This window comes from Pseudomonas sessilinigenes, assembly GCF_003850565.1.
GTDB classification, from domain to species: Bacteria; Pseudomonadota; Gammaproteobacteria; order Pseudomonadales; family Pseudomonadaceae; genus Aquipseudomonas; species Aquipseudomonas sessilinigenes.
In genome coordinates this window covers 6,802,603-6,827,981 of sequence record NZ_CP027706.1, presented here as the reverse complement: position 1 = coordinate 6,827,981, position 25,379 = coordinate 6,802,603, and the positions used below count along the sequence as shown (strand labels likewise).

Annotated in this window: 29 protein-coding genes; 14 read left to right on the top strand and 15 right to left on the bottom strand. The window is 61.6% G+C overall.

Annotation, left to right across the window (positions count from 1 at the left end; all coding sequences use genetic code 11):
• Window positions 1–15: 15 nt before the first annotated feature.
• Both uraD and puuE read right to left on the bottom strand, forming a co-directional pair.
• Complete coding sequence (gene uraD, locus C4K39_RS31105) at window positions 16–531, bottom strand: 2-oxo-4-hydroxy-4-carboxy-5-ureidoimidazoline decarboxylase (protein ID WP_068587587.1); 516 nt, start codon at window positions 529–531, stop codon at window positions 16–18.
• Window positions 528–1,454 (bottom strand): allantoinase PuuE, encoded by a 927-nt coding sequence (puuE, locus tag C4K39_RS31100; RefSeq protein ID WP_068587589.1) that lies wholly within the window; start codon window positions 1,452–1,454, stop codon window positions 528–530. The genes uraD and puuE overlap by 4 nt, the downstream gene beginning before the upstream one ends.
• A gap of 425 nt (window positions 1,455–1,879) precedes the next feature.
• On the opposite strand from puuE, the gene uraH reads away from it, so the two are divergent.
• Window positions 1,880–2,233, top strand: coding sequence for a hydroxyisourate hydrolase (gene uraH, locus C4K39_RS31090; RefSeq protein WP_124348275.1), 354 nt, complete (start codon window positions 1,880–1,882; stop codon window positions 2,231–2,233).
• A 163-nt stretch (window positions 2,234–2,396) separates the two neighbouring features.
• Here the strand turns inward: uraH and C4K39_RS31085 are convergent, their stop codons facing one another.
• Complete coding sequence (locus C4K39_RS31085; protein WP_068595874.1) at window positions 2,397–3,746, bottom strand: NCS2 family permease; 1,350 nt, start codon at window positions 3,744–3,746, stop codon at window positions 2,397–2,399.
• A gap of 246 nt (window positions 3,747–3,992) precedes the next feature.
• Entirely contained in the window at window positions 3,993–4,436 is a 444-nt protein-coding gene (locus C4K39_RS31080) for a MarR family transcriptional regulator (protein WP_124348274.1), read from the bottom strand.
• An 82-nt stretch (window positions 4,437–4,518) separates the two neighbouring features.
• On the opposite strand from C4K39_RS31080, the gene C4K39_RS31075 reads away from it, so the two are divergent.
• Both C4K39_RS31075 and C4K39_RS31070 read left to right on the top strand, forming a co-directional pair.
• Entirely contained in the window at window positions 4,519–5,676 is a 1,158-nt protein-coding gene (locus C4K39_RS31075) for an aminotransferase-like domain-containing protein (protein WP_068587599.1), read from the top strand.
• Window positions 5,677–5,695: 19 nt separating this feature from the next.
• Window positions 5,696–6,298, top strand: a complete 603-nt coding sequence (locus tag C4K39_RS31070) for a glutathione S-transferase family protein (RefSeq protein ID WP_068587600.1) — start codon at window positions 5,696–5,698, stop codon at window positions 6,296–6,298.
• Between the two features lie 46 nt (window positions 6,299–6,344).
• On the opposite strand, the gene C4K39_RS31065 is transcribed toward C4K39_RS31070, so the two are convergent.
• The 5 genes from C4K39_RS31065 to C4K39_RS31045 all read right to left on the bottom strand — a co-directional run bounded on the left by C4K39_RS31065 (window position 6,345) and on the right by C4K39_RS31045 (window position 9,113).
• Window positions 6,345–6,716, bottom strand: coding sequence for a glutathione S-transferase N-terminal domain-containing protein (locus C4K39_RS31065; RefSeq protein ID WP_068587602.1), 372 nt, complete (start codon window positions 6,714–6,716; stop codon window positions 6,345–6,347).
• 102 nt (window positions 6,717–6,818) lie between these two features.
• Entirely contained in the window at window positions 6,819–7,364 is a 546-nt protein-coding gene (folE, locus tag C4K39_RS31060; protein ID WP_011062625.1) for a GTP cyclohydrolase I FolE, read from the bottom strand.
• 76 nt (window positions 7,365–7,440) lie between these two features.
• Complete coding sequence (locus C4K39_RS31055; RefSeq protein ID WP_124348273.1) at window positions 7,441–7,998, bottom strand: Smr/MutS family protein; 558 nt, start codon at window positions 7,996–7,998, stop codon at window positions 7,441–7,443.
• Between the two features lie 75 nt (window positions 7,999–8,073).
• Window positions 8,074–8,394 (bottom strand): hypothetical protein, encoded by a 321-nt coding sequence (locus C4K39_RS31050; protein WP_068587606.1) that lies wholly within the window; start codon window positions 8,392–8,394, stop codon window positions 8,074–8,076.
• Between the two features lie 128 nt (window positions 8,395–8,522).
• Window positions 8,523–9,113, bottom strand: coding sequence for a cysteine hydrolase family protein (locus C4K39_RS31045; protein WP_068587608.1), 591 nt, complete (start codon window positions 9,111–9,113; stop codon window positions 8,523–8,525).
• A 240-nt stretch (window positions 9,114–9,353) separates the two neighbouring features.
• Here C4K39_RS31045 and prmB point away from each other — a divergent pair, with 240 nt between their 5' ends.
• Window positions 9,354–10,262: a 50S ribosomal protein L3 N(5)-glutamine methyltransferase gene (gene prmB / locus C4K39_RS31040; protein WP_068587610.1), complete on the top strand. Its 909-nt coding sequence runs from the start codon at window positions 9,354–9,356 to the stop codon at window positions 10,260–10,262.
• A 49-nt stretch (window positions 10,263–10,311) separates the two neighbouring features.
• Here prmB and C4K39_RS31035 read toward each other — a convergent pair whose 3' ends face one another.
• Together C4K39_RS31035 and C4K39_RS31030 are read right to left on the bottom strand one after the other, a co-directional pair.
• Entirely contained in the window at window positions 10,312–11,103 is a 792-nt protein-coding gene (locus C4K39_RS31035; RefSeq protein ID WP_068587612.1) for a hypothetical protein, read from the bottom strand.
• Window positions 11,104–11,201: 98 nt separating this feature from the next.
• On the bottom strand, window positions 11,202–12,155 hold the full coding sequence (locus C4K39_RS31030; RefSeq protein ID WP_068587614.1) for an alpha/beta hydrolase: 954 nt from the start codon (window positions 12,153–12,155) through the stop codon (window positions 11,202–11,204).
• Between the two features lie 191 nt (window positions 12,156–12,346).
• Between C4K39_RS31030 and aroC the strand changes: the two genes are divergently transcribed.
• The 3 genes from aroC to C4K39_RS31015 all read left to right on the top strand — a co-directional run bounded on the left by aroC (window position 12,347) and on the right by C4K39_RS31015 (window position 15,285).
• A complete protein-coding gene (gene aroC, locus C4K39_RS31025; RefSeq protein ID WP_068587617.1) occupies window positions 12,347–13,438 on the top strand; it encodes a chorismate synthase in 1,092 nt (363 codons plus the stop codon).
• Between the two features lie 28 nt (window positions 13,439–13,466).
• Window positions 13,467–14,621, top strand: coding sequence for an MFS transporter (locus C4K39_RS31020; RefSeq protein ID WP_164487339.1), 1,155 nt, complete (start codon window positions 13,467–13,469; stop codon window positions 14,619–14,621).
• A gap of 127 nt (window positions 14,622–14,748) precedes the next feature.
• Complete coding sequence (locus C4K39_RS31015; RefSeq protein WP_124348272.1) at window positions 14,749–15,285, top strand: acireductone dioxygenase; 537 nt, start codon at window positions 14,749–14,751, stop codon at window positions 15,283–15,285.
• Between the two features lie 79 nt (window positions 15,286–15,364).
• On the opposite strand, the gene C4K39_RS31010 is transcribed toward C4K39_RS31015, so the two are convergent.
• Window positions 15,365–15,643, bottom strand: coding sequence for a DUF3509 domain-containing protein (locus tag C4K39_RS31010; RefSeq protein WP_068587622.1), 279 nt, complete (start codon window positions 15,641–15,643; stop codon window positions 15,365–15,367).
• A 651-nt stretch (window positions 15,644–16,294) separates the two neighbouring features.
• Between C4K39_RS31010 and C4K39_RS31005 the strand changes: the two genes are divergently transcribed.
• From C4K39_RS31005 to C4K39_RS30985, 5 genes are all read left to right on the top strand, one after another.
• Entirely contained in the window at window positions 16,295–18,133 is a 1,839-nt protein-coding gene (locus C4K39_RS31005) for a long-chain-acyl-CoA synthetase (RefSeq protein ID WP_068587624.1), read from the top strand.
• A gap of 97 nt (window positions 18,134–18,230) precedes the next feature.
• Window positions 18,231–18,749 carry an ankyrin repeat domain-containing protein gene (locus C4K39_RS31000; protein ID WP_068587626.1) on the top strand — a complete coding sequence of 173 codons (519 nt, stop codon included), beginning with the start codon at window positions 18,231–18,233 and terminating at the stop codon, window positions 18,747–18,749.
• Between the two features lie 110 nt (window positions 18,750–18,859).
• The gene (locus tag C4K39_RS30995) at window positions 18,860–19,390 is read left to right on the top strand and encodes a hypothetical protein (RefSeq protein ID WP_068587628.1); all 531 of its coding nucleotides are present in this window, start codon (window positions 18,860–18,862) and stop codon (window positions 19,388–19,390) included.
• A gap of 85 nt (window positions 19,391–19,475) precedes the next feature.
• A complete protein-coding gene (locus tag C4K39_RS30990; RefSeq protein ID WP_068587630.1) occupies window positions 19,476–19,667 on the top strand; it encodes a PLDc N-terminal domain-containing protein in 192 nt (63 codons plus the stop codon).
• Window positions 19,668–19,993: 326 nt separating this feature from the next.
• On the top strand, window positions 19,994–22,081 hold the full coding sequence (locus C4K39_RS30985; RefSeq protein WP_124348271.1) for an LTA synthase family protein: 2,088 nt from the start codon (window positions 19,994–19,996) through the stop codon (window positions 22,079–22,081).
• A gap of 109 nt (window positions 22,082–22,190) precedes the next feature.
• Here the strand turns inward: C4K39_RS30985 and C4K39_RS30980 are convergent, their stop codons facing one another.
• Window positions 22,191–22,349 (bottom strand): DUF3309 family protein, encoded by a 159-nt coding sequence (locus tag C4K39_RS30980; protein ID WP_178083995.1) that lies wholly within the window; start codon window positions 22,347–22,349, stop codon window positions 22,191–22,193.
• A 274-nt stretch (window positions 22,350–22,623) separates the two neighbouring features.
• Here C4K39_RS30980 and C4K39_RS30975 point away from each other — a divergent pair, with 274 nt between their 5' ends.
• Window positions 22,624–23,439 (top strand): SDR family oxidoreductase, encoded by an 816-nt coding sequence (locus C4K39_RS30975; RefSeq protein ID WP_068587636.1) that lies wholly within the window; start codon window positions 22,624–22,626, stop codon window positions 23,437–23,439.
• Window positions 23,440–23,503: 64 nt separating this feature from the next.
• Window positions 23,504–23,836, top strand: coding sequence for a YnfA family protein (locus C4K39_RS30970; protein ID WP_068587638.1), 333 nt, complete (start codon window positions 23,504–23,506; stop codon window positions 23,834–23,836).
• A gap of 19 nt (window positions 23,837–23,855) precedes the next feature.
• Here C4K39_RS30970 and C4K39_RS30965 read toward each other — a convergent pair whose 3' ends face one another.
• Both C4K39_RS30965 and C4K39_RS30960 read right to left on the bottom strand, forming a co-directional pair.
• Window positions 23,856–24,083 carry a YheU family protein gene (locus C4K39_RS30965; protein WP_068587640.1) on the bottom strand — a complete coding sequence of 76 codons (228 nt, stop codon included), beginning with the start codon at window positions 24,081–24,083 and terminating at the stop codon, window positions 23,856–23,858.
• A gap of 87 nt (window positions 24,084–24,170) precedes the next feature.
• Window positions 24,171–25,355 (bottom strand): osmoprotectant NAGGN system M42 family peptidase, encoded by a 1,185-nt coding sequence (locus C4K39_RS30960; protein ID WP_022640144.1) that lies wholly within the window; start codon window positions 25,353–25,355, stop codon window positions 24,171–24,173.
• Window positions 25,356–25,379 lie beyond the last annotated feature (24 nt).

Below are 25,379 nucleotides of genomic sequence, written 5' to 3'. Positions count from 1 at the left end.
TGGCACCTTGGAGGACTACAGGGCTTGCAAGCGAAACAGGGCGATCTTGTTGATCTGCTCCAGGGCGCACTTGAACTCGGTGTCCACCGAGTTGTGGATGCGGGTTTCGAACGCGGCGAGGATCTGGTGCCGGTTGCTGCCCTTCACCGCCATGATGAAGGGGAACTTGAACTTGGCCTTGTAGGCGTCGTTCAACTCGGTAAAGCGCTGGAACTCCTCGGCGGTGCACTGATGGATGCCGGCGCCAGCCTGTTCGTTGGTGCTGGCCTCGGTCAGCTCGCCCTGGATCGCGGCCTTGCCGGCGAGGTCCGGGTGAGCGTTGATCAGCGCCAGTTGGCGGGCGTGATCGGCACTGAGCAGAATGTCGCTCATGCGCTGGTGCAGGCCCTCGATCTGGTCGATGGAGGCATCCAGGCCCAGGTCATGGGCCTTTTCGGCCACCCATGGGGAATGCTCGTAGATGTCGGCGAAGGCCTCGACGAAGCCTGCGCGGTCCAGGGTCGAGGGCTTGAGGGTCTGGAAAGCGGTCATTTCGCGGCCCCCTGGTAAGGATGGACCTGGTGCCAGTGGCGGGCGATATCGACCCGGCGGCTGAACCAGACCTGCTCGTGGCCCTTGACGTACTCGAGGAAACGCTTGAGGGCGGCCAGGCGCGCGGGGCGCCCCACCAGGCGGCAATGCAGGCCGATGGAGAGCATCTTCGGTGCCTCTGCACCTTCGGCATACAGCACGTCGAAGGCATCCTTGAGGTAGTGGAAGAAGTCATCGCCCTTGTTGAAGCCCTGGACCTGGGTGAAGCGCATGTCGTTGGTATCCAGGGTGTAGGGGATCACCAGGTGCGGCTTGCCTGTGGGGTTGTTGGCTTCCCAGTAGGGCAGGTCGTCGTCGTAGGTGTCGCTGTCGTAGAGGAAACCACCTTCCTCCATCACCAGGCGTCGGGTGTTCGGGCCGGTGCGGCCGGTGTACCAGCCCAGGGGGCGTTCACCGGTGATCTCGGTGAGGATGCGGATCGCTTCGAGCATGTGCTCGCGCTCCTGGGCCTCGTCCATGTACTGGTAGTCGATCCAGCGGTAGCCGTGGCTGCAGATTTCGTGGCCAGCCTCGACCATGGCGCGGATCACATCGGGATGGCGCTGGGCAGCCATGGCGACGGCGAAGATGGTCAGCGGGATGTCGAATGCCTTGAACAGCTTGAGGATGCGCCAGACGCCGGCACGGCTGCCGTACTCGTACAGCGACTCCATGCTCATGTTGCGCTCGCCTTGCAGGGGCTGCGCGGCGACCATTTCAGACAGGAAGGCTTCCGACTCCTTGTCGCCATGAAGGATGTTGCGCTCGCCGCCTTCTTCGTAATTGAGTACGAAGGACAGGGCGACCCGGGCATTGCCTGGCCAGTGAGGGTGAGGAGGGTTGGAGCCGTAACCGATCAGGTCGCGAGGGTAGTCAGCGCTCACTGCAGTCTTCCTTCTTGTTCGTGATAACGGTGGCGTGGCGGGACCTGAAGTCGGGGGAAGCCAGGTGGGCGTCACTGCGATGGCTTGATTGTATACAACTTTATATTCAGTTTGTAAGCCCGTTTTTTTGCATTTTTCCGCTTTTATCGGTACTGGAATGCTCTGCAAGAAACTTGCCCAAGCAGTCAGGTAATGAATGGCAAGTCGTCTGTTGCTGTGGTTTTGCAGAAGATCCGCAGGCTATCGAAAGCCTGTGCGGCGAGGCGAATATTTGTGATTATTATTGTGTACAATTTTTATTGAAAATGTCTTAATTGTGCACCTGCCACAGTCTTTCTCGCTGTCGATGCTGTGGCTTCCCTTCACTCACTGACTTCGGGAGGCGCGAGCCCTGAAGCGCACGGCGCGACAGGCACGCAGAATCAATGGGACGTTTGACTACACACGTTTTGGATGCCGCACTTGGCTGCCCTGGCAGCGCCATCAAGATCGAGCTGTATCGGGTCGAAGGGGCTCAGCTGGAGCCGGTCGCCACCGCCGTCACCAACAGCGACGGTCGCTGCGATGCACCGTTGCTGCAGGGCGATGACTACCGCAGCGGCGTCTACCAGTTGCACTTCCATGCTGGTGATTACTACCGCGCCCGCGGTGTGCAGTTGCCGGAGCCGGCATTCCTCGATGTGGTGGTGCTGCGCTTCGGCATCAGCGCCGAGCAGGATCACTACCACGTGCCGCTGCTGATTTCGCCCTACAGCTATTCGACCTATCGAGGAAGCTAGGACTTTCCCCCAAGAATCCTGCGCAAATAGCTTTCTTTGGTCCTTGCCCGCCCCACACTGCGGGCTTTTTTTTGCCTGCAGCCAGGGCTTGCCGTCGTGTGGCTGGTGCTCCATGAAAAAAGCCCCATCCAACGGGACGGGGCTTGGCGGCCGGGGCCTGGGACTACAGGAATACGAACTTGGCGACGAAGATTGCGCACAGCACGTACAGGCTGATGGAGATTTCCTTGTGCTTGCCGGTGCCGGCCTTGAGCACTACGTAGGTGATGAAACCCAGGGCGATCCCGTCGGCGACGGAAAAGGTCAGGGGCATCATGATCGCGGTGACGATCGCCGGAATGCTGTCGGTGGCTTCTTCCCAATCGATATGGGCCATGCCGCCCATCATCAGCATCGCCACATAGATCAGCGCGCCGGCGGTGGCATAGGCGGGGATCATCCCCGCCAGCGGGGCGAAGAACATCGCCGCCACGAACAGCACGCCCACGGTGATGGCGGTCAGGCCGGTACGGCCACCGGCGGCTACGCCCGCGGCACTTTCCACATAGCTGGTGACGGGCGGCACGCCGACCACTGCGCCAAATACGCTGGAGGCGCTGTCGGCCTTGAGGGCCCGGGACAGGTTTTCGATCCGGCCATCGGGGTTCACCAGTCCGGCGCGCTGGGCCACGCCCATCAAGGTCCCGGCGGTATCGAACATGTGCACGAACAGGAACGCCAGGACCACGCTGATCATGCTGACGTTGAACACTCCGGCGACATCCATGGCCATCCAGGTCGGCGCCAGGCTTGGCGGCGGGGAGAGGATGCCGTTGTAGTGCACCAGGTCCAGGCCCCAGCCGGCCAGGGTCACGGCAATGATGCTGATCAGGATCGCGCCGAACACCCGACGGTAGCTGAGCACGGCGATCATCAGGAAGCACACCGCGGCCAGCAGCGGCCCGGGCTCGCGTAGGGAACCGAGCTTGATCAGGGTCGCCGGGCTGTCGACGATGATCCCGGAGGTCTTGAGGCCGATCAGGCCGAGGAACAGCCCGACTCCGGCGCCCATGGCGAAGCGCAGGCTGGCGGGAATGCTGTTGAGCAGCCATTCGCGGATCCGCGACAGGGTCAGGATCATGAACAGCACGCCGGAGATGAATACCGCACCAAGGGCGGTTTCCCAGTGGTAGCCCATGGTGCCGACCACGGTGTAGGTGAAGAAGGCGTTGAGTCCCATTCCCGGTGCCAGGCCTACCGGCCAGTTGGCATAGAGCCCCATCAGCAGGCAACCCAGGGCCGCGGAGATACAGGTGGCGACGAACGCTGCGCCATGATCGATACCGGCGTCGGCCATGATGTTCGGATTGACGAAGATGATGTAGGCCATGGTGATGAACGTCGTCACCCCGGCAATCAACTCGGTCTTCACCGTGGTGCCATGCAACCTGAGTTTGAAGATGCGCTCCAGCCAGCCGCTGTTCGGCGATGGCGAGAGGTCGAGCGGCGAGGCTTCGGATTTGCGGCTTTCCACAGCGAGTACTCCTCAAGAGTTTTATTGTTTTTTCGGAACCGGATGCGCGGGGTTGGGCAACGGTTCTTTGAGGCAGGCAGGGCTTGTGGGGTTTATTGACCTGCGGGTCAAGAACTCACACGTGGCGATTATGCTTTTGTATACAAAGAATGCAAATAATGTTTTTTGAGTTGTCTGCAAGAAAACCCAAGACGCTGCTATATCAGGAGGGGCGTGCGTAGATGGCAGCGACCGCCCCTGGGCAGGTCAGTCGTCGGCCGTTTTGCCGGCTAGCGCCTGGTTCACCGCCAACCAGCCATTGACGGCATCTTCCCCGGCTAAGCTGAAGGCCCGTTGCAGCAGCTTGACTTGCTCGCGGCGCAAGGATTGTTCGAAACGCGCACCCTCGTCGGTCAGTTCCAGCAGGCGTTTGCGTTTGTCAGAGGCGGGCGCGGCGCTATCGACCAGGTGCATTTCCATCAGTTGGCGCAAGGGGGTGTTCAAGGCCTGCTTGCTGACCCCCAGCAAGGCCAGCAGTTCTTTCACGCTCAGCCCTGGATAGCGAGCGATGAAGAACACGATGCGCTGGTGCACGCGATTCAAGCCACGGCGTTCGAGCATTTCGTCGGCTTTGGCGGTAAAGGCCTGGTAACCGAAGAAGAAGGCTTCCATGGCGGTTTGCTGCGAGGTTGGCTGGGTAAGGTCAATCATATTGACGTATCTGCAAAAGCCGGCGTAATTTTGGTCAACCAGTTTGACGTATTCCCTCCAACCTTCGCTAGCGGTGATCTTTATGGCTTTCTCCGAACGTGTGTCGCGCCTCAAAAGCTCCTTGATCCGTGAAATTCTTGCCGCGGCCCAGCGTCCGGAGGTGATGTCGTTTGCCGGTGGGTTGCCGGCCGAGGCGATGCTGCCCCATGTGCAGTGGCAGGATGCGCCCCACACGATTGGCCAGTACGGCATGAGCGAGGGCGAGCCGCAATTGCGCGAGGCCCTGGCGGAACAGGCGCGCCAACTCGGCCTGCCCTGTACGGCCAGCCAGGTTTTGGTAGTCAGTGGTTCCCAGCAGGCCCTCGACCTGGCGGCCAAGCTGTACATCGACAAGGGCACCGAGATCATGCTGGAGGCCCCGACTTACCTTGCGGCCCTGCAAATCTTCCAGCTGTTCGGCGCCCAGTGCCTGACCGTGCCGCTACAGGCCGATGGCCCCGACCTGGCGCGGATGCGGGCTTGCCTGGAGCAGCATCGTCCGGCATTCGTGTATTTGATCCCGACCTTCCAGAATCCGTCGGCGGTGCGCTACAGCGAAGCCAAGCGCGATGCCGTGGCGGCCTTGCTGGATGAGTTCGAGGTCACCCTGATCGAGGATGAGCCCTATCGTGAACTGACCTTCGACGGTGGCAGTGCCACGCCGATTGCCAGCCGCTTGAAAAAGGCCAGTTGGATCTACAGCGGGACGGTGTCCAAGACCCTGCTGCCTGGGCTGCGGGTGGGTTATCTGATCGCCAGTGCGGACCTGTTCCCACACTTGTTGCGTCTGAAACAGTCGGCCGACCTGCACACCAACCGCTTCGGTCAATGGCAGGCCATGCAATGGATCGGCAGCACCAAGTTCCAGTTGCACCTGGAGGCATTGCGCGGTTTCTATCGTCAGCGCCGTGATGCGTTCCAGGCAGCTTTGCAGGTTCATTTCGCCGACCTGGCCGATTGGCAGGTGCCCCAGGGTGGATTGTTTTTCTGGTTGAGCTTGAAACAGCCGCTGGACACCCGCACTTTGCTTGGGGCGGCGCTGGAGCGCGACGTCGCATTCATGCCCGGTGAGCCGTTCTTTTCCGATCCGGAGCAGAATCACGGGCATCTGCGGTTGAATTTCAGCCATATCGATCCAGCACGGCTGGATGAAGGCCTCAAGCGGCTGGCCACCGTGATACGTCAAGCACAGGCTGCATAGGCAGCCCAAGGGGAGGGCCATGTACAAGGTTTATGGCGATTATCGTTCGGGCAACTGCTACAAGATCAAACTGATGCTCAATCTGCTGGGGTTGCCCTATGAATGGCAGGCCGTGGATATTCTGGGTGGGGATACCCAGACCGAGGCATTCCTGGCGAAGAACCCCAATGGCAAGATCCCGGTCCTGGAACTCGAGGATGGCACCTGCTTGTGGGAGTCCAATGCAATCCTCAACTTTCTCGCCGATGGCAGCCGGTTCCTGCCCAGCGAGCCGCGGCTACGTACCCAGGTCCTGCAATGGCAGTTCTTCGAGCAGTACAGCCATGAGCCCTACATCGCCGTGGCGCGTTTCATCAAGCTCTACGAAGGACTGCCCCAGGAGCGCGAGGAGGAATACCTGAAGCTGCACAAGCGTGGCTACAAGGCGCTGGATGTGATGGAGAAGCAGTTGAGCCGTACGCCATACCTGGTGGGCGAACACTATTCCATCGCCGACATTGCCTTGTATGCCTATACCCACGTGGCCCATGAAGGCGGTTTCGACCTGGCTCGCTACCCTGGCATCCAGGCCTGGATGCAACGGGTGGCGAGCCATCCGCGGCACGTGGCGATGCTCGACTGAGCGTGGCCCGGCATCAGGCAGGTGCCGGGCTCGTCCGCCGGAGGATTCAGGCGGCGGAAAAACGCTGGTTCAGGTAGTCGATGATCACCTTGGATTCATACATCCAGGTGGTCTGGCCGTTTTCCTCGATGCGCAGGCACGGCACCTTGATCTTGCCGCCTTGCTCCAGCAAGGCCTGGCGGTCCTGCGGGTTGTTCTTGGCGTCATGCAGTGCCACCGGCACGTTCAGGCGGTGCAAGGTACGGCGGGTTTTCACGCAGAAGGGGCAGGCGTGGAACTGGTACAGGCTCAGGCCCTTGGCGGCCTGTTCGACCTGGGCCTGGGCGGCGGCGCTGCGCTTTTGCTTGCGCGGGCGGGTGATGAAGTCGATGAAAATGATGAGTTGGCCCAGGCCGACTCGCAGCGCTTTGACGATCACGGTGTTGCCTCTTGCCCATGAATGAAGGGGCGGCAGCTTACCTGATTTTTGCCAGGCGAAAAAAAACCGGCGATCAACGCCGGTCTTTTCACTCTCCGCCCGTCACTTGATCAGGCTGAGGAACTCGCTACGGGTCGCGGCATTCTCGCGGAATTCGCCGAGCATCACCGAGGTGATCATCGACGAGTTCTGCTTCTCCACACCGCGCATCATCATGCACATGTGCTTGGCTTCGATCACCACGGCCACGCCCAGGGCGCCGGTCACTTGCTGGACGGCGTCGGCGATCTGCCGGCTGAGGTTTTCCTGGATCTGCAGGCGACGAGCGTACATGTCGACGATGCGCGCGACCTTCGACAGCCCCAGGACCTTGCCGCTAGGGATGTAGGCCACATGGGCCTTGCCGATGAAAGGCAGCAGGTGGTGTTCGCACAGCGAGTAGAGCTCGATGTCCTTGACCAGCACCATTTCGCTGTTGTCGGAGCTGAACAAGGCACCGTTGGTGACTTCTTCCAGGGTTTGTGCATAACCGCGGCAAAGATACTGCATGGCTTTGGCGGCGCGCTTGGGCGTATCGAGCAGGCCCTCGCGGGAGACGTCCTCGCCCAGTTGGCCGAGGATCGCGGTGTAATTCTGTTCCAGGGACATGAAACTACCTGTGGGATTTACGCAAAGGGCAAGGGTACGGTGGCGGGCACGGCGCTGCAAGCGTGACGCAGCGCCTTTATTCGTCGCGGCCTTCCATCATGGTGCGTTTGAGCATCACGTACAGCGCTCCGGTACCGCCGTGCTTGGCCTGGCACGAGGCAAAGCCCAGTACCTGTGGATGCTGGCGCAGCCAGGTGTTGACATGGCTCTTGATCATGGGGCGCTTGCCATCCAGGCGCACGGCCTTGCCGTGGGTGACCCGTACGCAGCGAACCTCCAGCTTGGTGGCTTCGGCAAGAAACGCCCAGAGGGTTTCTCGAGCCTTTTCCACGGTCATTCCGTGTAGGTCGAGGCTACCTTCAAAGGGAATCTGGGCCAATTTCAGCTTGCGCATCTGGCTGTCCTGGACGCCGTCACGGGCCCACATCAGCTCATCTTCAGGACCCACATCGATCACGAACTGGTCGGACAGTCCGTCCACCGTGGTGGTTTCGCTACGAATGGTGGCGGCCTGGCGCAGCTTGGCGATCTGCGCCTGATCGGTCTTGGGTTTGCCTGTTTCGGCACGATCATGCTTGATCGGCTTGATGCCGCGCATCTCGTTCTTGAACAGGGAAAAGTCGTCGTCTTGCATGTCAGCCTCCGCGAAGGGCGGCTAGTTTACCCAAGTCGGCACGCAGCAAGGCGCGTAAATTGCGCCTTGGAAGTGTCAGTCGTGTTTTTTCATCAGGTGTGGAGCCATGTTCAGCGCGAGTGGCTGGCGCATGCGGCGGCGGCAGCGGCGCCATAGGCGGATGCCGATATACAGCACCACCAGGCCGAGCAGGAGGATGATCGTCGAGCCCAGAGGGCGGGCGTTGACCTCGCCCAGCGCGGGGATGCGTCCGAGCAGGCTCGCGACGCCGGCCATCGCCAGCAGGATGCCGCAGGTCGCCAGCAACGCGGAGAATGCCGCTCCCAAGCGCAGGCGCCAGTTCCGCGGGCTCTTGGGCCGCAGCCGACGTGCGTCAAAACCATCGGATATCTTCATTCCGACCTTCCTCAGTGGGTATCGGCCCTTCGACCGGAAGTTGCTCGGGTGGTTCCTGAGGCTCGGGTAATTGCTGCAAATGCGAGGCATTCATGGATGAGCGGCGATCAGCCGCTCATCAGGGACGATCAGATCAGGCTGGCCGTCAGGGCGAGGGTAGCGAAGTTGTCGGCCATGATCGCCATTTCGGTCTGCTGGACGTGTTCGGCACTGAGGATGCCGCCTTTGTGGGGCAGGTCGCGGGTGGCGCAGGCATCTTCCACCAGGGTGCAGCGAAAGCCCAGGTTCTTTGCCGCGCGCACGGTGGTGCTGACGCTGGAATGGCTCATGAAACCGGCCACGATCAGGTCCAGCGAGCCGAGATCCTGCAGGCGTTTTTCCAGTTCGGTGCCATGGAACGCGCTGGGCAGCAGCTTGCCGATGATGGTTTCGTCACCCTGGGGTTCAAGGCCTGGGATGAACTCGCCGCGTTCGCCCTGGGGGTCGAACAGGCCGCCGACGGTACCGAGATGGCGCACATGCACGATGGGCCGACCGGCGGCACGGGCCGCTGCCAGCAGTTGGCGGATGTTGGCTACCGCAGCATCCATGCCGGACAGGGCCAGGGGGCCGCTGAGGTACTCTTTCTGGGCGTCGATGATCACAAGGGTCGCGTGGCTCAAGTTGGCCGCCGCATAACCACGACCGCTGAGTTGAAACATCGTCTTTGGAACGGACATTCTGGGGCTCCTGTGAGTGGGGCTTTTGCGACATTGTCCTCTGGCGGAGCGCTTCTGTGAATCGCTACTAACGTAAGGGGCGTCGTTGCTGGCTTACAGCCATGTCAAGGGCCATCGTCGAGCGCTGTTTGGGGAAGGGCCGGGTAGTGACAGGTCGATTGTGCCGCGATGGTTTTCACGCTTAGTCGGCAACGGTTTTGGCTGTTAGAATCGCCGGTCGTTTTGTCAGGAGTCTGTTCCGTGATCACTTCCCGTCTTCGCACCTTGCGTGACCATATCCGCTGGGCCGTCAGCCGTTTTCATGGGGAGAATCTGTTCTTCGGCCATGGCACCGATAATGCCTGGGACGAAGCTCGCCAGCTGGTGCTGGGTGCCTTGCACCTGCCGTGGGAAATTGCCGATAGCTACCTGGACTGCGCGTTGGAAGACAACGAGCTGGTCCATCTGCAGCATTTGCTCAAGCGCCGTATCGAAGACCGCGTGCCCGTGGCCTACCTGCTAGGGGAAGCCTGGTTCTGTGGCTTGCCGTTCGTGGTCGACGAACGCGTGCTGATTCCCCGTTCGCCCATCGGTGAACTGATCGAGAAGCGCTTCGAGCCGTGGCTCGCCAATGAGCCGGCGCGAATCCTCGACCTGTGCACCGGCTCCGGCTGCATCGGCATCGCCTGTGCCTACGAGTTCCGCGAGGCCGAGGTGGTGCTGGCCGACCTGTCCTTCGAGGCCCTGGAAGTCGCCAACCAGAACATCGAGCGCCACGGCGTCGATGAGCGAGTCTTCACTGTGCAGGGCGACGGCTTTGCTGGCCTGCCGGGGCAGCGTTTCGACCTGATCGTCTCCAATCCGCCTTACGTCGATGCCGAGGATTTTGCCGACATGCCCGAGGAGTACCAGCATGAGCCGGAACTGGGCCTGGCCTGTGGTGACGATGGCTTGAACCTGGTGCGGCGCATGCTGGCCGAAGCCGCCGATCACCTGACCGAGAAGGGATTGATGATCGTCGAGGTGGGCAATAGCCAGGTGCACGTCGAGGCGCTGTATCCAGAGGTCGATTTCGCCTGGCTGGATTTCCAGCGCGGTGGCCATGGAGTGTTCATGCTGACCGCCGAACAATGCCGTCAGCACCAGGCGTTGTTCGCTTCGCGTCTCTGAGGGATTCGCCGGCCCGTGCAATACGGGCCATGGGCAACGTGGTCGCGACTCAGCGGTGAGTCGCGATCCAGATCAGCAGTCCGGCCTGGAACACCGCGAAGGCCACCAGGCAGGTGATGGTGAAACGCAAGCCGGTGTCTTCGCGCTTGTACTTGGTGACTTTCTCTTCCTGCTTGCGCAGCTTGCCTTCCAGCTCTTCCAGGTTCTGCTCGGCCTGCTGGAGCATCTGTGCGGCTTCGAGGATTTCCACGAACTGCAGCTTCTCGGTGTTCCACTGGCTCTGCAACTCACCGACCTGGATATCCTTGACGCTGCCCTTGAGATGCTGGGCATCGGCATACACCACATCCAGGCCCAAGGTGCGCAACACATGGTCGCGGCGCAGTCGGGTGTCTTCGTTCAGCGCATCCTTGTTGGCCAGCTCGAAACCATCGACCCGGTAGTGCGACCACTTCTTTTGCGCCCATTGCGTGGCCTGCGCCAGTAGGAAGCGACCGATACCACGATTCAGCGGTTCGATCTGCAAGCCGCTTTCGGGCTCGAAGAATACCCGGCGGGTTTCGTGCTCGACCCACACGTCCAGGTGATTCTGTTCCTTGCGGACCCGTTGGCCAGGCAGGCTGACAACCATGCGTAGCAGGCTGTAGTCCTTGTTACTGCGTTCGGCATAGCCAAACTCGATAAAGCGCAGGGGGCGTGCACCCGTAGCACGATCGGTTTGCAAGGGCGCCAGGCGTAGCATCTTGCGATGTTCGACCTGGACATCCGCCCAAGGCAGTGGAGCCCGCTCCGGGGCGGCCTCTTCCTGCTCGGCAGCAGGTGAATTCTGGGTATCAGTCATAACGCAAAGTCCTGTCCAATCGCTGTGCGCCGACAGCAATCGAACGGCCGGCAAAGGCTTATCGGCCGTTTTTTCCAGGACTGGAGGGTTAACACCTGCTAACGGGTGTGAAGTCCGTCAATAAAATCGATGACGGTGCTGCCCAACTGTGCCGCCAGCGGAAGTTGCGGGTCCTTGTAGGAGTCCAGCTGGCGCCGAAGATCGTTGGGCACGATGCGCATCACATGGTTCATGCCCTCGATCAACGTCAGTCGGGCATCCGGCTTGGCGGCCTTGAGCACCTTGGCATCGTCGACGCTGACCTGGATGTCGTTGCTGCCCTGGACGATCAGTGCCGGCATTTTCAAGCGGGCAAAGGCGGCGGCCGGATCTTCACGAAACAGCGTGATCAGGTAGGGCTGCACGCTGGGGCGGAAGATGACCTGCAGCGCCGCTGGCACGTCGCTATCGACCTTGCCGGACTTGATGCTGTCGAGCAGTTCGTTGGCCCGCACCATCAATGCCGGGGGGAGGCGATAGCTCAGTTGCTGGCGCAGGACCTGGTCCACCGGGCGGGCGGTGCCGGCGATGGAGATCACCCCGGCAGCGTCCAGTTGCGGGGCGGCGAGGCTGGCGATCAATGCGCCTTCGCTGTGTCCCAGTACGATCAGGCGTCCCAGGCGTGGATCGGCCTTGAGCTTGTTGCCCCAGGCCACGGCATCGGCCACGTAGGCATCCAGGGTCAGGTTGCGCTCATCCGGGGTGGCCGCGAGGCTGGCGGCCACGCCACGCTTGTCGTAGCGCACGCTGGCGATGTTGTGCCGGGCCAGGACCCAGGCCAGGCGCTTGAGGCTGTCGGTGCGGCCACCGTCGGGATTGTTGCCGTCGCGGTCGGTCGGCCCGGAACCGGAAATGATCAAGACCACTGGCACCGGTTGCTCTGACTTGGGCAGCAATAGCGAGCCGTACAGCTCGCCGTGCCCGGTGTCGAGGCTGATGGGGCGCTGCAGGATGGTGGCCTGGGCCAGGCCGGTGAACAGTAGAAGACTCAGCAGAAGGGCTCGCAGCATCATCACGCCATCATGGATAAGGTGCCGGTTGGACTCGGCAGGGAACAGAAGGTTCGAGGATGAACTAGTTGGGTTGCCTGCGTATACTGGCGCGCTGCTGGGAGCTGTTGCCGTAGGTCGATGGATGATCGACAAGCCGTAACAGGCCCTGGTCCAGATTGAGTCATTCCAGCTGATTTCATGGAGCATCCCGCATGTCCGGCAATACCTACGGCAAGCTGTTCACTGTCACCACCGCAGGCGAAAGTCATGGGCCGGCGTTGGTCGCCATTGTCGACGGCTGTCCGCCGGGCCTGGAGCTGTCCCTGCAGGACCTGCAGCGTGACCTCGATCGACGCAAGCCCGGCACCAGCCGCCATACCACCCAGCGCCAGGAGCCCGACGAGGTCGAGATCCTCTCCGGGGTCTTCGAAGGCAAGACCACCGGCTGCTCCATTGGCCTGCTGATCCGCAACACTGACCAGAAATCCAAGGACTACTCGGCGATCAAGGATCTGTTTCGCCCAGCCCACGCTGACTACACCTATCACCACAAGTACGGGATCCGCGACTATCGTGGCGGCGGTCGCAGCTCGGCGCGGGAAACCGCCATGCGCGTGGCAGCCGGTGCCATTGCCAAGAAGTACCTGGCCAGCCAGGGCATCGTGGTGCGTGGCTACATGAGCCAGCTGGGCCCGATCGAAATCCCCTTCAAGACCTGGGACAGCGTGGAGGACAACGCCTTCTTCAGCCCTGATCCGGACAAGGTGCCGGAGCTGGAGGCCTACATGGACCAGCTGCGCCGTGACCAGGATTCCGTGGGCGCGAAGATCACCGTCGTTGCCGAGGGCGTGATGCCTGGGTTGGGCGAGCCGATCTTCGATCGCCTGGACGCCGAGCTGGCCCATGCGCTGATGAGCATCAACGCGGTCAAGGGCGTGGAAATCGGTGCCGGTTTCGCTTCGGTGGCCCAGCGTGGCACGGAACACCGGGACGAGCTGACGCCGGAAGGTTTCCTCAGCAACAACGCCGGCGGCATCCTCGGTGGCATCTCCTCGGGCCAGCCGATCGTTGCCCACCTGGCCCTCAAGCCGACTTCCAGCATCACTACCCCGGGCCGCTCCATCGATGTCGACGGTAACCCGGTGGACGTGATCACCAAGGGCCGTCACGACCCATGCGTCGGCATCCGCGCCACACCGATCGCCGAGGCGATGATGGCCATCGTGCTGATGGATCACTTGCTGCGTCATCGCGGCCAGAACGCCGACGTACGGGTCGGTACCCCAGTGCTGGGCCAGCTGTAATGGTGGCTCTGCCAGTCGCCGCGGTCTGATGACCGTGGCGGCATTGCCGTACTGGCGGCTTTCCAGTTTCTACCTGTTCTATTTCGCGCTGCTGGGTTCGACCGCGCCATTCCTGGCGCTGTATTTCGACCACCTGGGGTTTTCCAGCGCGCGGATCGGCGAGCTGGTGGCCATCCCCATGCTCATGCGGTGCGTGGCGCCGAACCTCTGGGGCTGGCTTGGCGACTACACCGGCCGGCGCCTGGCTATCGTGCGCTTTGGCGCCGTTTGCACGCTGGCCAGCTTCTCTCTGATCTTCGTCGACAAGAGCTACGCCTGGCTGGCGATGGTCATGGCCCTGCATGCATTCTTCTGGCATGCGGTCCTGCCGCAGTTCGAGGTCATCACCCTGGCCCATTTGCAGGGCCAGGCCTCGCGCTACAGCCAGATTCGCCTTTGGGGGTCCATCGGTTTCATTCTCACGGTGGTGGCCCTGGGGCGACTGTTCGAGTGGTTGAGCCTGGATATCTACCCGGTCACGCTGGTGGTGATCATGGGCGGTATCGTGCTCAGCAGCTTGTGGGTGCCCAACGCCCAACCCCAGGCCCATGGGCAGCGCCCGGCAGGCGAGGGTTTTGTCCAGCAGCTTCTCAAGCCTGGCGTGCTGGCTTTCTATCTGTGCGTGGCACTGATGCAGATGAGCCATGGGCCTTACTACACCTTCCTGACCCTGCACCTGGAGCGACTGGGCTACAGTCGTGGCCTGATCGGCATGCTCTGGGCTCTGGGGGTGGTGGCCGAAGTGCTGATGTTCCTGGCCATGAGCCGGATCCTGGCGCGGTTTTCCGTGCGCCGGGTGCTGCTGGCCAGTTTCCTGCTGGCAGCCCTGCGCTGGTTGCTCCTGGGCAGCCTGGCGGAGTTCCTCTGGGTGCTGTTGCTGGCCCAGGTGCTGCACGCCGCGACTTTCGGCAGCTTCCATGCGGCGGCCATTCATTTCGTCCAACGCAGCTTCGGCGCACGCCAGCAAGGCCAGGGCCAGGCGCTTTACGCAGCCCTGGCGGGTACCGGGGGCGCCCTGGGGGCCTTGTATTCAGGCTATAGCTGGAATGCCCTGGGGGCGACATTGACCTTTAGTATGGCGAGCGTCGCGGCCCTGGCTGCAGCCGTTATCATTGCCATCCGCATGCCCGAGGAGAGGTCTTGAACCTGTCCTGGGGTGCATGCCTTCAAGTCACCCTAACTGCCCTGGCTTTCTTTAGTTGAAGAAGCTGCCAGCTGATGTGTAGCCCCAGGCGGCCCTTGGGGTGTTACCGAAACCGAGGAATTGCATGATGAGCAGCCTGTCCGTCTATCACGTATCCAGCCCGGACCTGCCGAACAAGGTGTTGACCCACTTCGAAGATATCGCCGCGACCCTGGTCGAGCGGGGCGTTGGTTTCGAGCGCTGGCCGGCCAGCGTTCGGGTCGAGCCGGGAACCGCCGAGCAGGAGGTACTGGCAGCCTGCCGGGAGGCGCTCGATCAGTTGTCGGTCGAACGTGGCCATGGCTCGTTCGTCGTGCTCAGCCGCAAGGGCAGTTTCGCGGATATCGATGCCAATCTTCCCGAGGAGCAGCGGCTGGATGCCGCCCAGGCACACTGGTTCGTCGCCGGACGTGGCCTGCTCTACCTGCACATCGATGACTACGTCTATGGCCTGGTGTGCGAAAGGCATGACCTGGTGTCGCTGCCAGCGGGTATCGCTCATTGGTTCGATATGGGGGAGCGCCCGAATCTGCTGGCCATCCGTTTGTCCGGCAAAGATGCAGCGCAGGCTGCGAAGGCCACTGGCGATGATATCGCCAGCCGTTTCCCGCGCCTGGAAGACTAGTAACAAACCTGTCCCCCAATGCACTCGGGCCGACGCCACGCAAGGTGGGGTCGGCCCGAGCACGTGAATCCAGCGCGGCTTACAGGGAGTGGTAAGTCGGCAGGGCGAAGCGGTTCTGGCTTTGCAGCATCGAGATCTGGGGCAATTCGCTGGCCTGTTCGGCCAAGTCACGGCGAATGGCACTGATGACCCAGGACAACTGGTCCGAGGCATGTAGCTGCGCATAGGAGATCGAGCGCTTGAATTCCTTGCCCTCGCTATTGCGCAGGGTCAGCAGGATGCCGCCATCGGGGCGGGCCAGGGTGGTCACTTCGAAGTTGGAGAACAGGGAAGAAAACTTTTCTTGGATCAGGCTCATGTCTATCAGCTCCGTGAGTGCTTGAAGGGCAACGTGAAGTGATAGGTGCAGTGATTGTGCCAGTATTGTCTTTTTAAAAAGTCTTTATAAATCAATTAGTTATATTTGTGGCAAGAAAATCAGTTCGTGCAAAATGCATGAACGGGCATCGTGCACCCTGCATTTTGCAGGTTGTCGCAAGGTCAGGCAGGGCCTTAAGGCATGGAATGCGAGCGCTGCCCAGAGGATAAATTTCAATGGGTGGAACAGGGCCGTCGAGGTCGCTGCAGAGATACAAAAGTTTGCAAAAACCTCGTGTACAGGCTCGAGATCGCTGACGTATTTTTCAGCTCGTTACCCCCTGGCAGTAGGCTCCTTGCGCAGGTGCTTGAGGGTGGGTTCCAGCGACATGGAATGTGTAGTGGCGCGATCTTGCGATCCCGCCCGACGGATAATAAGAACATAGGACGCCTCCATGAAATATCTCTGCACCGTACCGCCGGCTCTTTTCGGGGCCTGGCGCCAACCCTGCCTTTTTTCCCTCCGTGACGTGGCCCGTGATCGTGGCCTGGCGGCCTGTCGGATCGCCATCCCGGGCTGAGCCTGGTGCGATCTGTTGCCAATGCCCGGCAGCTTGCCGGGACAGACCTTCGTCGTCGAATCGGAGCAACCATGAACAAGCACAAGAGCGACATGATCACCTGGGGCATGATGCTGCGTAAGGTGCCGTCCATTGCCAGGGCACTGCCACGGGTGGTGCGCGGCATGAAGGCAGGGAACATCGAGAAACCCGACCAGCCCTGTGGCCTGGGCTGGAGCTTCGAGCAAGCAAGCAGACGCAATCCCGATGGTCCGGCCTTGCTGTGTGGCGACCGGGTGCTGAGTTATTCCCAGGTCAATCAATGGGCCAACCGCATCGCGGCCTACTTGCAGGGGCAGGGCATCGTCAAGGGCGATGTGCTGGCGATCTTCATCGAGAATCGCCCCGAGTTGCTGGTCACCGTGCTGGCGGTGGCCAAGCTGGGTGGCATTTGTGCCATGGTCAATACTGCGCAGACCCAGGGTGTGCTGGTACACAGCCTGGCGTTGGTGAAGCCGGTGGCAATCGTGGTCGGTGCCGAGTTGCTGGGCGCCTATTCGGCGGTGCGCGACCAGGTCGGAATCGACTCGCGACGCACCTGGTACGTGGCCGATCAAGACACCCTGGCCGATCCTGGCCCGACTCCCGAGGGGCTGGTCAATTTGATGGCCGAGAGTGCTGGATACCCGGCGGACAACCTGCCCCAGACCCAGCAGGTCTTTCTCGACGACCCCTGCTTCTATATCTACACCTCTGGCACCACGGGCCTGCCCAAGGCCGGGATCTTCAAGCATGGGCGCTGGATGCGCACCAGTGCCGGCTTCGGCACCATCGCCCTGGATATGCAGCCTGGGGATGTGGTGTATTGCACCTTGCCGCTCTACCACGCCACGGGCCTGTGCGTGTGCTGGGGCTCGGCCATCACCGGTGCCTCGGGTTTCGCCATCCGCCGCAAGTTCAGCGCCAGCCAGTTCTGGGACGATGCCCGGCGCTTCAAGGCGACCACCATCGGTTATGTCGGTGAATTGTGCCGTTACCTGATCGACCAGCCGGGCTCTGAGCGCGATAACGACCATGGTGTCTTCAAGATGATCGGCAACGGCTTGCGACCAGGTGTCTGGAGCGAGTTCAAGCAGCGCTTTGGCGTGAATCATATCTGCGAGCTGTATGCCGCCAGCGACGGCAATATCGGCTTCAGCAATATTCTCAACTTCGACAATACCGTGGGTTTTTCCCTGATCCCCTGGGCCCTGGTGGAGTACGCCCACGACACCGGCGCGCCCTTGCGCAATAGCCAGGGCTTCATGCAGAAGGTTGCCAAGGGGGGGCAGGGCCTGCTGCTGGCGAAGATCGATGACAAGGCGCCCCTGGACGGATACACCGACCCGGAGAAGAACCTCAAGGTGATCCTCAAGGATGTGTTCGAGAAGGGCGATAGCTACTTCAATACCGGCGACTTGCTACGCGACATAGGCTTCGGCCATGTGCAGTTCGTCGATCGCCTAGGCGACACCTATCGCTGGAAGGGCGAAAACGTGTCGACCACCGAAGTGGAGAACATTCTCCTGGGGCACCCGCAGATTGCCGAGGTGGTGGCCTATGGGGTTGAAATCCACAACACCAACGGGCGGGCCGGGATGGTGGCGATTACGCCGGCGGAGTCCCTGGCGACCCTGGACTTCAATGCCTTGCTGCAGTTTGCCAGGCAGCAACTGCCGTCCTACGCGGTACCGCTGTTCTTGCGGATCAAGGTGAAGATGGATACCACCGGTACTTTCAAGTACCAGAAGAGCCGCCTCAAGGAGCAGGCCTTCGATCTTGAGCACACTGGCGACGATCCGGTCTATGCCTGGTTGCCGGGCACGGACACCTATGTGCGGCTGACCCCGCAGCTTCTGGCCGATATCCAGGGCGGTCGCCTGCGCTATTGATTCTGTCTATGGCCGCTCTTGGGAAAAAGGGGATGACAGGCCGCGGTTGGCTTGGGGAAACTAGCGGCTTTCCGATTTGCCGAACCTGGAGTTTCCGATGACCGACAAAAGCCGCCAGATGACCGAAGACGAGGCTGCCCAGTTTGTCGAGCAGGTATTCAACGTCGCTCGCCAGGGCGATGCCCAGATGCTCGACCGGCTGGCCGCTGGTGGCCTGCCGGTCAACCTGCGCAATCACAAGGGTGACACCTTGCTGATGCTCACTGCCTACTACGGGCATGTGGATGCGGTAAAGGTACTGCTCAAGCACAAGGCCGACCCTGAGATCCGTAATGACAACGGCCAGAGCCCGATTGCCGGTGCCGCTTTCAAGGGTGACCTGGCGGTGGTCCAGGCGCTGGTAGAGGGTGGAGCGCAGGTGGAGGGGGCCTCCTTCGATGGGCGCACTGCCTTGATGATGGCAGCGATGTTCAACCGTACCGAGATCGTGACCTACCTGATCGGCCAGGGGGCTGATCCCAAGGCTCGTGATGCCAATGGCGTCAATGCCCTTGAGGCAGCCAGGACCATGGGGGCTGCCGATACCACGGCGCAACTGGAAAAAATCCTGGGTTGACGCTGTGGGCCGTACGAGGGCAGGGTGCCCTCGTGACGGCAATAGGAGCAACGCTGCACTTTAGGCTATCCTTCGCGCCCTCGAAATTCCCTTGCCTGCAGGATATGCCCATGAAAACCGCCCTTATCGAACTCATCAGCAAAATCAGCTCCGGGTGCATGGGCGATGCCGAGATCCAGCGCATCGCGGACGAAGCGGCCCAGGCGTATGCCGACCCCGAGGCGTTCCTGGCGGCCAATCCCGATATCAACTACGACGACAGCTTTCCCATTCCCCTGGGGGAGTGGGTGGTGGTCGGCAGCCTGCCTGATACCGTGCTGTTCCAGGCGGACACCTATGTGGAGCTGTTCTCCGGGATCGTGGCCTCGTTCGGTCAGGATGTGTCTTTCAATATCAAGCCCAAGCAGTTGGCCAAGACCGAGGCGTTGACTGCCCTGAACCGTATCCAGATCCAGATGGGTAGCATGAATCCGGAGAACGGCGGTTATGTGCTGATGAATTTCAGCCAGTTGCTCGACGACGAATTGCAGATGGTGCTGGTCTACGGCAACGATGTGCCACGGGTCCTGGAACTGTGTGCCGAAGTCGGGATCAGCGCAGCCCCAGCCCTGGAAGCATTGAAGGTTGCGCTGCACGTTTGAGTTGTCCGCGGCACCGGAATAAAACGGAACCCTGCCACGCCCCGGCTATCCTAGAAGAAACACGCCATCATTCGGGAGCGACACCATGGGTTCCACCTTCAACGGCCTGGTCGGCCTGATCATCCTGGCCCTGGATATCTGGGCCATCATCAACGTCCTGAAAAGCGGTGCCGAGACCGGGATGAAGATCCTCTGGGTACTGCTGATCATTTTCCTGCCGGTGCTTGGGTTGATCATCTGGGCCATTGCCGGCCCACGAGGTGATGTCCGTCTCTGAATCCCAAGGTGGACGGTGCCGCAAGTGGTTACATGAAAAAGGGCCGCAAGGCCCTTTTTTGTGACTAAACATGCGTTGAACGAAATTTTCACAAACGCTTTAAGACAATTCCCCGGCGCTTATTCCTCGGTATAACCCCCTGCAATCTCTTGTGCCAGAGCCATTGGTAACGTGGGTGACGCGGTCTTCCACGAATCAATGGCAATGCCTTGAGTGATCGTGCAACATTCGCGCACCGCGTATTCCCCCGGCGCCCTGGTGGCAAACAAGAGGGCAGAACGCCGCTAGCTTTTTGCAATTTAACTTCCAATGGGTCCTAAAACGACATGGCAAACTCGGATGCCCTGAGCCAGCAGCGATCCTCGAATCGCCTGCTGCAACCGACCGTTAAATCCCACCTGGCCTACACGCTCCTTTGTGCGCTGGTCATGATGGTGATGCTCTCCCTGTTGCGCGTTGCGCTGTTGCTCTACAACCGCGAGATGATTCTCGACACGCCGGCCTCGACCTTCCTCGAGGCGTTCGCCAACGGGCTGCGTTTCGACCTGCGCCTGGTGGTCTATATCAGCGTGCCCCTGGTCCTGGCGCTGTTCAGCGCCCGAGCCATGGCTGCCCGTGGCGTGCTGCGCTTCTGGCTGACCGTGACGTCCAGCATCGCGTTGTTCCTCGGCCTGATGGAGATGGACTTCTATCGCGAATTCCACCAGCGCCTCAACGGCCTGGTCTTCCAATACGTGAAGGAAGATCCGAAGACCGTGATGAGCATGCTCTGGTATGGCTTCCCAGTGGTTCGCTATCTGTTGGCCTGGGCCGTGGGAACCTGGCTGCTGAGCCTGGCGTTCAAGGGGGCCGACCGTGCCACCCGCCCTCGTGGCCCATTCAGCGGTGGCAACATCGGGACCCGCCAGGTCGCTCCCTGGTATACCCGGCTGGCGGTATTCGTGGTGTGCCTGGTGATCTGCGTGGTCGCTGCCCGTGGCACCCTGCGCCAAGGCCCGCCCATGCGCTGGGGCGATGTCTACACCACTGAGTCGAACTTCGCCAACCAGCTGGGCCTTAACGGCACGCTGCAATTGCTCGCCGCTGCCAAGGACCGCATGTCCGAGGACCGGACCAATATCTGGAGGGCGACCCTGCCCCAGCCTGAGGCACAGCAGACCGTACGCGACATGCTGCTGGTCCCGAGCGACAAGCTGGTGGATGCCGACATTGCAGCTGTACGCCGTAACTACACGCCGGATGCCGACAAGACCCTGCCGATCAAGAATGTCGTCGTCATCCTCATGGAAAGCTTTGCTGGACATTCTGTGGGGGCCTTGGGACGTCCTGGGGAAATCACTCCGTATTTCGACAAGCTGTCCAAGCAGGGCCTGCTGTTCGATCGCTTCTTCTCCAACGGCACTCATACCCACCAGGGCATGTTCGCCACCATGGCCTGCTTCCCCAACCTGCCAGGTTTCGAATACCTGATGCAGACCCCGGAAGGCAGCCACAAGCTTTCCGGCCTGCCGCAACTGCTCAGCGCGCGCAAGTTCGATGATGTGTATGTCTACAATGGCGACTTCGCCTGGGACAACCAGTCGGGGTTCTTCAGCAACCAGGGCATGACCAACTTCATCGGCCGTAACGACTTCGTCAACCCGGTGTTCTCCGATCCGACTTGGGGCGTGTCCGACCAGGATATGTTCAATCGTGGCTTGGAAGAGCTGAAGGCCCGGGAAGGCAAGGGGCCGTTCTACGCCCTGCTGCAAACCCTGTCCAACCACACGCCGTACGCGTTGCCGACACCGTTGCCGGTGGAGAAGGTGACCGATCGTGGCAGCCTCAACGAACACTTGACCGCCATGCGTTACTCCGACTGGGCCCTGGGCCAGTTCTTCGAGAAGGCGAGCAAGGAGCCCTACTTCAAGGAGACGCTGTTTGTCGTGGTCGGTGACCATGGTTTTGGCAACGAGCAGCAGATCACCGAAATGGACCTGGGGCGTTTCAACGTGCCGATGCTGATGATCGCTCCGGGCATCCAGGAGAAGTTCGGCCAGCGTGACCACACTGTGGGGACCCAGATCGACATCGTGCCGACCATCATGGGCCGCCTGGGTGGTGATGTGCTGCATCAGTGCTGGGGACGTGACTTGCTCAACCTGCCGGAAGGTGACAAGGGCTTTGGTGTGATCAAGCCGTCCGGCAGCGACCAGACCGTAGCCCTGCTGACGGCCGATCGCGTGCTGGTACTGCCCAAGGACATGCCGCCGCGGCTGTACAAGTATGAGCTGGGCAGCAACCCTACTGGCGAGCAGATCCCCGAGGCCGCCGATGAGGCCCAACTCAAGCAGAAGCTGGAGTCGTTCCTGCAGACCGCTACCAAGAGCCTGATGGATAACACCGCAGGCGTGGTCAATGGCAAGCCCGACTGATTCCCGGCCTGTTAGCTGACTGACTGAACACCCCTCCTGTAGGGGTGTTTTTTTGCCTGGGGGAAACCGGGAATAACGCTAGGTGGCTGGTCGTGGGCGAGGCGACGGGCTAGATCCTGCCAAGCAACAGCAAGACCAGCAGCACCACCAGCACCGTGCCAATGAGCCCCGAGGGACCGTAGCCCCAGCTTCTTGAATGGGGAAATACCGGCAGGCCGCCAATCAGCAGCAGAATCAGGAGGATGATCAAAAGAGTGCCCATATCGATGTCCTTGCCTGGTGTGTTGTTCGATGGCCGGCTGCTGCAGGACTGTCGGTCCTGCAGCAGCGACGCTCCTACTGATTCCGACCTGGGTAGGGCAGGGAAGATTCAAGTTCATTGCCTGCCGGTTGCCAGTTCCAGGCACGGAGAGTGGCCAGGACAGGCCTGGGACCGAGGCACGGGTTTGCCCGCGCCATTCAGCACCCTGATGGTGCATGGGTGAGGTCGGGGCCTTCGCTACACTGGCGCTCATCTTTCCCGGAACAACAAGGCAACTCTTATGCAAAACCGCATGATGATCACTGGCGCGGGCTCCGGTCTGGGGCGCGAAATCGCTTTGCGCTGGGCGCGTGAGGGTTGGCGGCTGGCCTTGTCCGATGTCAACGAAACCGGTTTGCAGGAAACCCTGAAGCTGGTGCGCGAGGCGGGTGGCGATGGCTTCGTGCAGCGCTGCGATGTGCGTGACTACAGCCAACTGACCGCGTTCGCCCAGGCTTGCGAGCTCAAGTTCGGTGGCATCGATATCATCGTCAACAACGCCGGCGTGGCTTCCGGTGGCTTCTTCAGCGAGCTGTCCCTGGAGGATTGGGACTGGCAGATCGCGATCAACCTGATGGGCGTGGTCAAGGGCTGCAAGGCCTTCCTGCCGCTGCTGGAGCAGAGCAAGGGCAAGATCATCAACATCGCCTCCATGGCGGCACTGATGCAGGGGCCGGCGATGAGCAACTACAACGTGGCCAAGGCTGGTGTGGTGGCGCTCTCCGAGAGCCTGCTGGTCGAGCTGGCGCAGCAGGAAATCGCCGTTCACGTGGTGTGCCCGTCGTTCTTCCAGACCAACCTGCTGGACTCCTTCCGTGGCCCGACCCCGGCCATGAAGGCCCAGGTGGGCAAGCTGCTGGAAAGCTCGCCCATTTCCGCGACCCAGATCGCCGACTACATCCATGCCCAGGTCGAGGCTGGCCAATTCATGATCCTGCCCCATGAACAGGGGCGCATGGCTTGGGCCTTGAAGCAGAAGAACCCCCAGGTGCTGTACGACGAGATGACGCTGATGGCCGACAAGATGCGGGCCAAGGCCAGACAGGGCGCCAGCTGAACTTGCCCGCGGGTCCGGGTCTGGTTAGGGTTGCCGGCATCTGGCAATCCTGACGAGACTTTGCATGCTCAACTACCTGTGGTTCTTCCTCGCCGCGCTGTTCGAAATCTTCGGCTGCTATGCCTTCTGGATGTGGTTGCGCCAGGGCAAGAGCGCCCTGTGGGTCATCCCCGCGTTGGTCAGCCTGACCCTGTTCGCCCTGCTGCTGACCAAGGTCGAGGCCGCCTACGCCGGGCGCGCCTATGCCGCCTACGGGGGCATCTATATCGTGGCGTCGATTGGCTGGCTGGCAGTGGTGGAGCGGGTCCGGCCCCTGGGCTCGGATTGGCTGGGGCTGGGGCTATGCGTGATCGGGGCCAGCATCATCCTGTTCGGCCCGCGATTCACGACCCCTTGAGCCCCGACCCAGCGGTGTTTCAGTCGAACAGTTCCTTGGGCACGTCGTGCTTGAGCATCAACTGGCACTGCTCGCTGTCGGGGTCGAAGACGATTACCGCCTGCCCCTTGCCCAGGGCCTGGCGAACCCGCAGGACTCGGGTTTCCAGCGGTGTTTCATCGCCGTTGTCGGTACCTTCGCGGGTGACGAAGTCCTCGATCAGGCGGGTCAGGGTGTCGACTTCAAGCAGCTCGTGGGGAATCAGCATAAGGGGGGCTCCGGCAAACAATCCCGGATGCTACCGGGGCCAGGTGCGCGCCGCCAGCCACCGCGTGCACAAACCCCCGGCTGGTTCTCAGGAGCGGTTGCCCACCAGGCTGTCCACCGAGGGCACCCGGGTCTCGCTCTCCATTTGCGCATCGTGCTCCAGTTGGTGGCTGAAGCGATCCAGGGAACCCTGGGCCGGTAGGGCGTCGCTGGCGAACACCGGCGGGCTGAGGATGTAGGCGCTCAGCAGCCGGGCCAGTGCAGCCAGGCTGTCGATATGGGTCCGTTCGTAGCCATGGGTGGCGTCGCAACCGAAGGCCAGCAGCGCAGTGCGGATATCGTGGCCGGCAGTGACCGCCGAATGGGCGTCGCTGAAATAATAGCGAAACAGGTCGCGCCGTACCGGCAACTCGTGCTCCCCGGCCAGGCGCAGCAGGTGCCGGGACAGGTGGTAGTCGTAGGGGCCGGCGGAGTCCTGCATGGCGACGCTGACCGCATGCTCGCTGGAGTGCTGGCCCGGAGCGACCGGGGCGATGTCGATGCCGACGAATTCACTGACGTCCCAGGGCAGGGCTGCGGCGGCACCGCTACCGGTTTCCTCGGTGATGGTGAACAGTGGGTGGCAGTCGATCGACAAGGGTTCGCCGCTGTCGACGATGGCCTTGAGGGCGGCCAGCAGGGCCGCGACCCCGGCCTTGTCATCCAGGTGCCGGGCGCTGATGTGGCCGCTTTCGGTGAACTCCGGCAGGGGGTCGAACGCGACGAAGTCCCCCACGCCGATGCCCAGGGATTCGCAGTCGGCGCGGGTGGTGCAGTAGGCGTCCAGGCGCAGCTCGATGTGGTCCCAACTGATGGGCAACTCGTCCACCGCGGTGTTGAAGGCGTGCCCGGAGGCCATCAACGGCAGCACGCTGCCGCGCAGCACGCCGTTGTCGGTGAACAGGCTGACCCGGCTGCCCTCGGCGAAGCGGCTGGACCAGCAGCCCACCGGCGCCAGGGTCAGGCGGCCGTTGTCCTTCACCGCGCGGACGCTGGCGCCGATGGTGTCCAGGTGCGCCGAGACGGCCCGGTCGGGGCTGTTCTTCTGGCCCTTGAGGGTGGCGCGGATGGTGCCGCGCCGGGTCAATTCGAAGGGAATGCCCAGTTCTTCCAGGCGCTCGGCGACATAGCGCACGATGGTGTCGGTGAAACCGGTGGGGCTGGGAATGGCGAGCATTTCCAGGAGGACCTTCTGCAGGTAGGCGAGGTCCGGTTCGGCGATCTTGCGGGTCATGGAAACTCCTGATGAAAAAACGCC

What these genes read in the sequence shown, in the direction of transcription:
- C4K39_RS31015 (WP_124348272.1), top strand. Translation starts at nt 14,749, where the DNA reads ATGAGCAGCCTGTCCGTCTATCACGTATCCAGCCCGGACCTGCCGAAC.
- C4K39_RS31050 (WP_068587606.1), bottom strand. Translation starts at nt 8,394, where the DNA reads ATGAAGATATCCGATGGTTTTGACGCACGTCGGCTGCGGCCCAAGAGC.
- C4K39_RS30970 (WP_068587638.1), top strand. Translation starts at nt 23,504, where the DNA reads ATGCTCAACTACCTGTGGTTCTTCCTCGCCGCGCTGTTCGAAATCTTC.
- uraH (WP_124348275.1), top strand. Translation starts at nt 1,880, where the DNA reads ATGGGACGTTTGACTACACACGTTTTGGATGCCGCACTTGGCTGCCCT.
- C4K39_RS31045 (WP_068587608.1), bottom strand. Translation starts at nt 9,113, where the DNA reads ATGTCCGTTCCAAAGACGATGTTTCAACTCAGCGGTCGTGGTTATGCG.
- C4K39_RS31035 (WP_068587612.1), bottom strand. Translation starts at nt 11,103, where the DNA reads ATGACTGATACCCAGAATTCACCTGCTGCCGAGCAGGAAGAGGCCGCC.
- C4K39_RS31000 (WP_068587626.1), top strand. Translation starts at nt 18,231, where the DNA reads ATGACCGACAAAAGCCGCCAGATGACCGAAGACGAGGCTGCCCAGTTT.
- C4K39_RS30975 (WP_068587636.1), top strand. Translation starts at nt 22,624, where the DNA reads ATGCAAAACCGCATGATGATCACTGGCGCGGGCTCCGGTCTGGGGCGC.
- C4K39_RS30965 (WP_068587640.1), bottom strand. Translation starts at nt 24,083, where the DNA reads ATGCTGATTCCCCACGAGCTGCTTGAAGTCGACACCCTGACCCGCCTG.
- C4K39_RS30985 (WP_124348271.1), top strand. Translation starts at nt 19,994, where the DNA reads ATGGCAAACTCGGATGCCCTGAGCCAGCAGCGATCCTCGAATCGCCTG.
- C4K39_RS30995 (WP_068587628.1), top strand. Translation starts at nt 18,860, where the DNA reads ATGAAAACCGCCCTTATCGAACTCATCAGCAAAATCAGCTCCGGGTGC.
- C4K39_RS31030 (WP_068587614.1), bottom strand. Translation starts at nt 12,155, where the DNA reads ATGATGCTGCGAGCCCTTCTGCTGAGTCTTCTACTGTTCACCGGCCTG.
- C4K39_RS31075 (WP_068587599.1), top strand. Translation starts at nt 4,519, where the DNA reads ATGGCTTTCTCCGAACGTGTGTCGCGCCTCAAAAGCTCCTTGATCCGT.
- C4K39_RS31080 (WP_124348274.1), bottom strand. Translation starts at nt 4,436, where the DNA reads ATGATTGACCTTACCCAGCCAACCTCGCAGCAAACCGCCATGGAAGCC.
- C4K39_RS31005 (WP_068587624.1), top strand. Translation starts at nt 16,295, where the DNA reads ATGAACAAGCACAAGAGCGACATGATCACCTGGGGCATGATGCTGCGT.
- aroC (WP_068587617.1), top strand. Translation starts at nt 12,347, where the DNA reads ATGTCCGGCAATACCTACGGCAAGCTGTTCACTGTCACCACCGCAGGC.
- C4K39_RS31055 (WP_124348273.1), bottom strand. Translation starts at nt 7,998, where the DNA reads ATGCAAGACGACGACTTTTCCCTGTTCAAGAACGAGATGCGCGGCATC.
- C4K39_RS31020 (WP_164487339.1), top strand. Translation starts at nt 13,467, where the DNA reads ATGACCGTGGCGGCATTGCCGTACTGGCGGCTTTCCAGTTTCTACCTG.
- C4K39_RS30990 (WP_068587630.1), top strand. Translation starts at nt 19,476, where the DNA reads ATGGGTTCCACCTTCAACGGCCTGGTCGGCCTGATCATCCTGGCCCTG.
- uraD (WP_068587587.1), bottom strand. Translation starts at nt 531, where the DNA reads ATGACCGCTTTCCAGACCCTCAAGCCCTCGACCCTGGACCGCGCAGGC.
- C4K39_RS30960 (WP_022640144.1), bottom strand. Translation starts at nt 25,355, where the DNA reads ATGACCCGCAAGATCGCCGAACCGGACCTCGCCTACCTGCAGAAGGTC.
- C4K39_RS31070 (WP_068587600.1), top strand. Translation starts at nt 5,696, where the DNA reads ATGTACAAGGTTTATGGCGATTATCGTTCGGGCAACTGCTACAAGATC.
- C4K39_RS31010 (WP_068587622.1), bottom strand. Translation starts at nt 15,643, where the DNA reads ATGAGCCTGATCCAAGAAAAGTTTTCTTCCCTGTTCTCCAACTTCGAA.
- folE (WP_011062625.1), bottom strand. Translation starts at nt 7,364, where the DNA reads ATGTCCCTGGAACAGAATTACACCGCGATCCTCGGCCAACTGGGCGAG.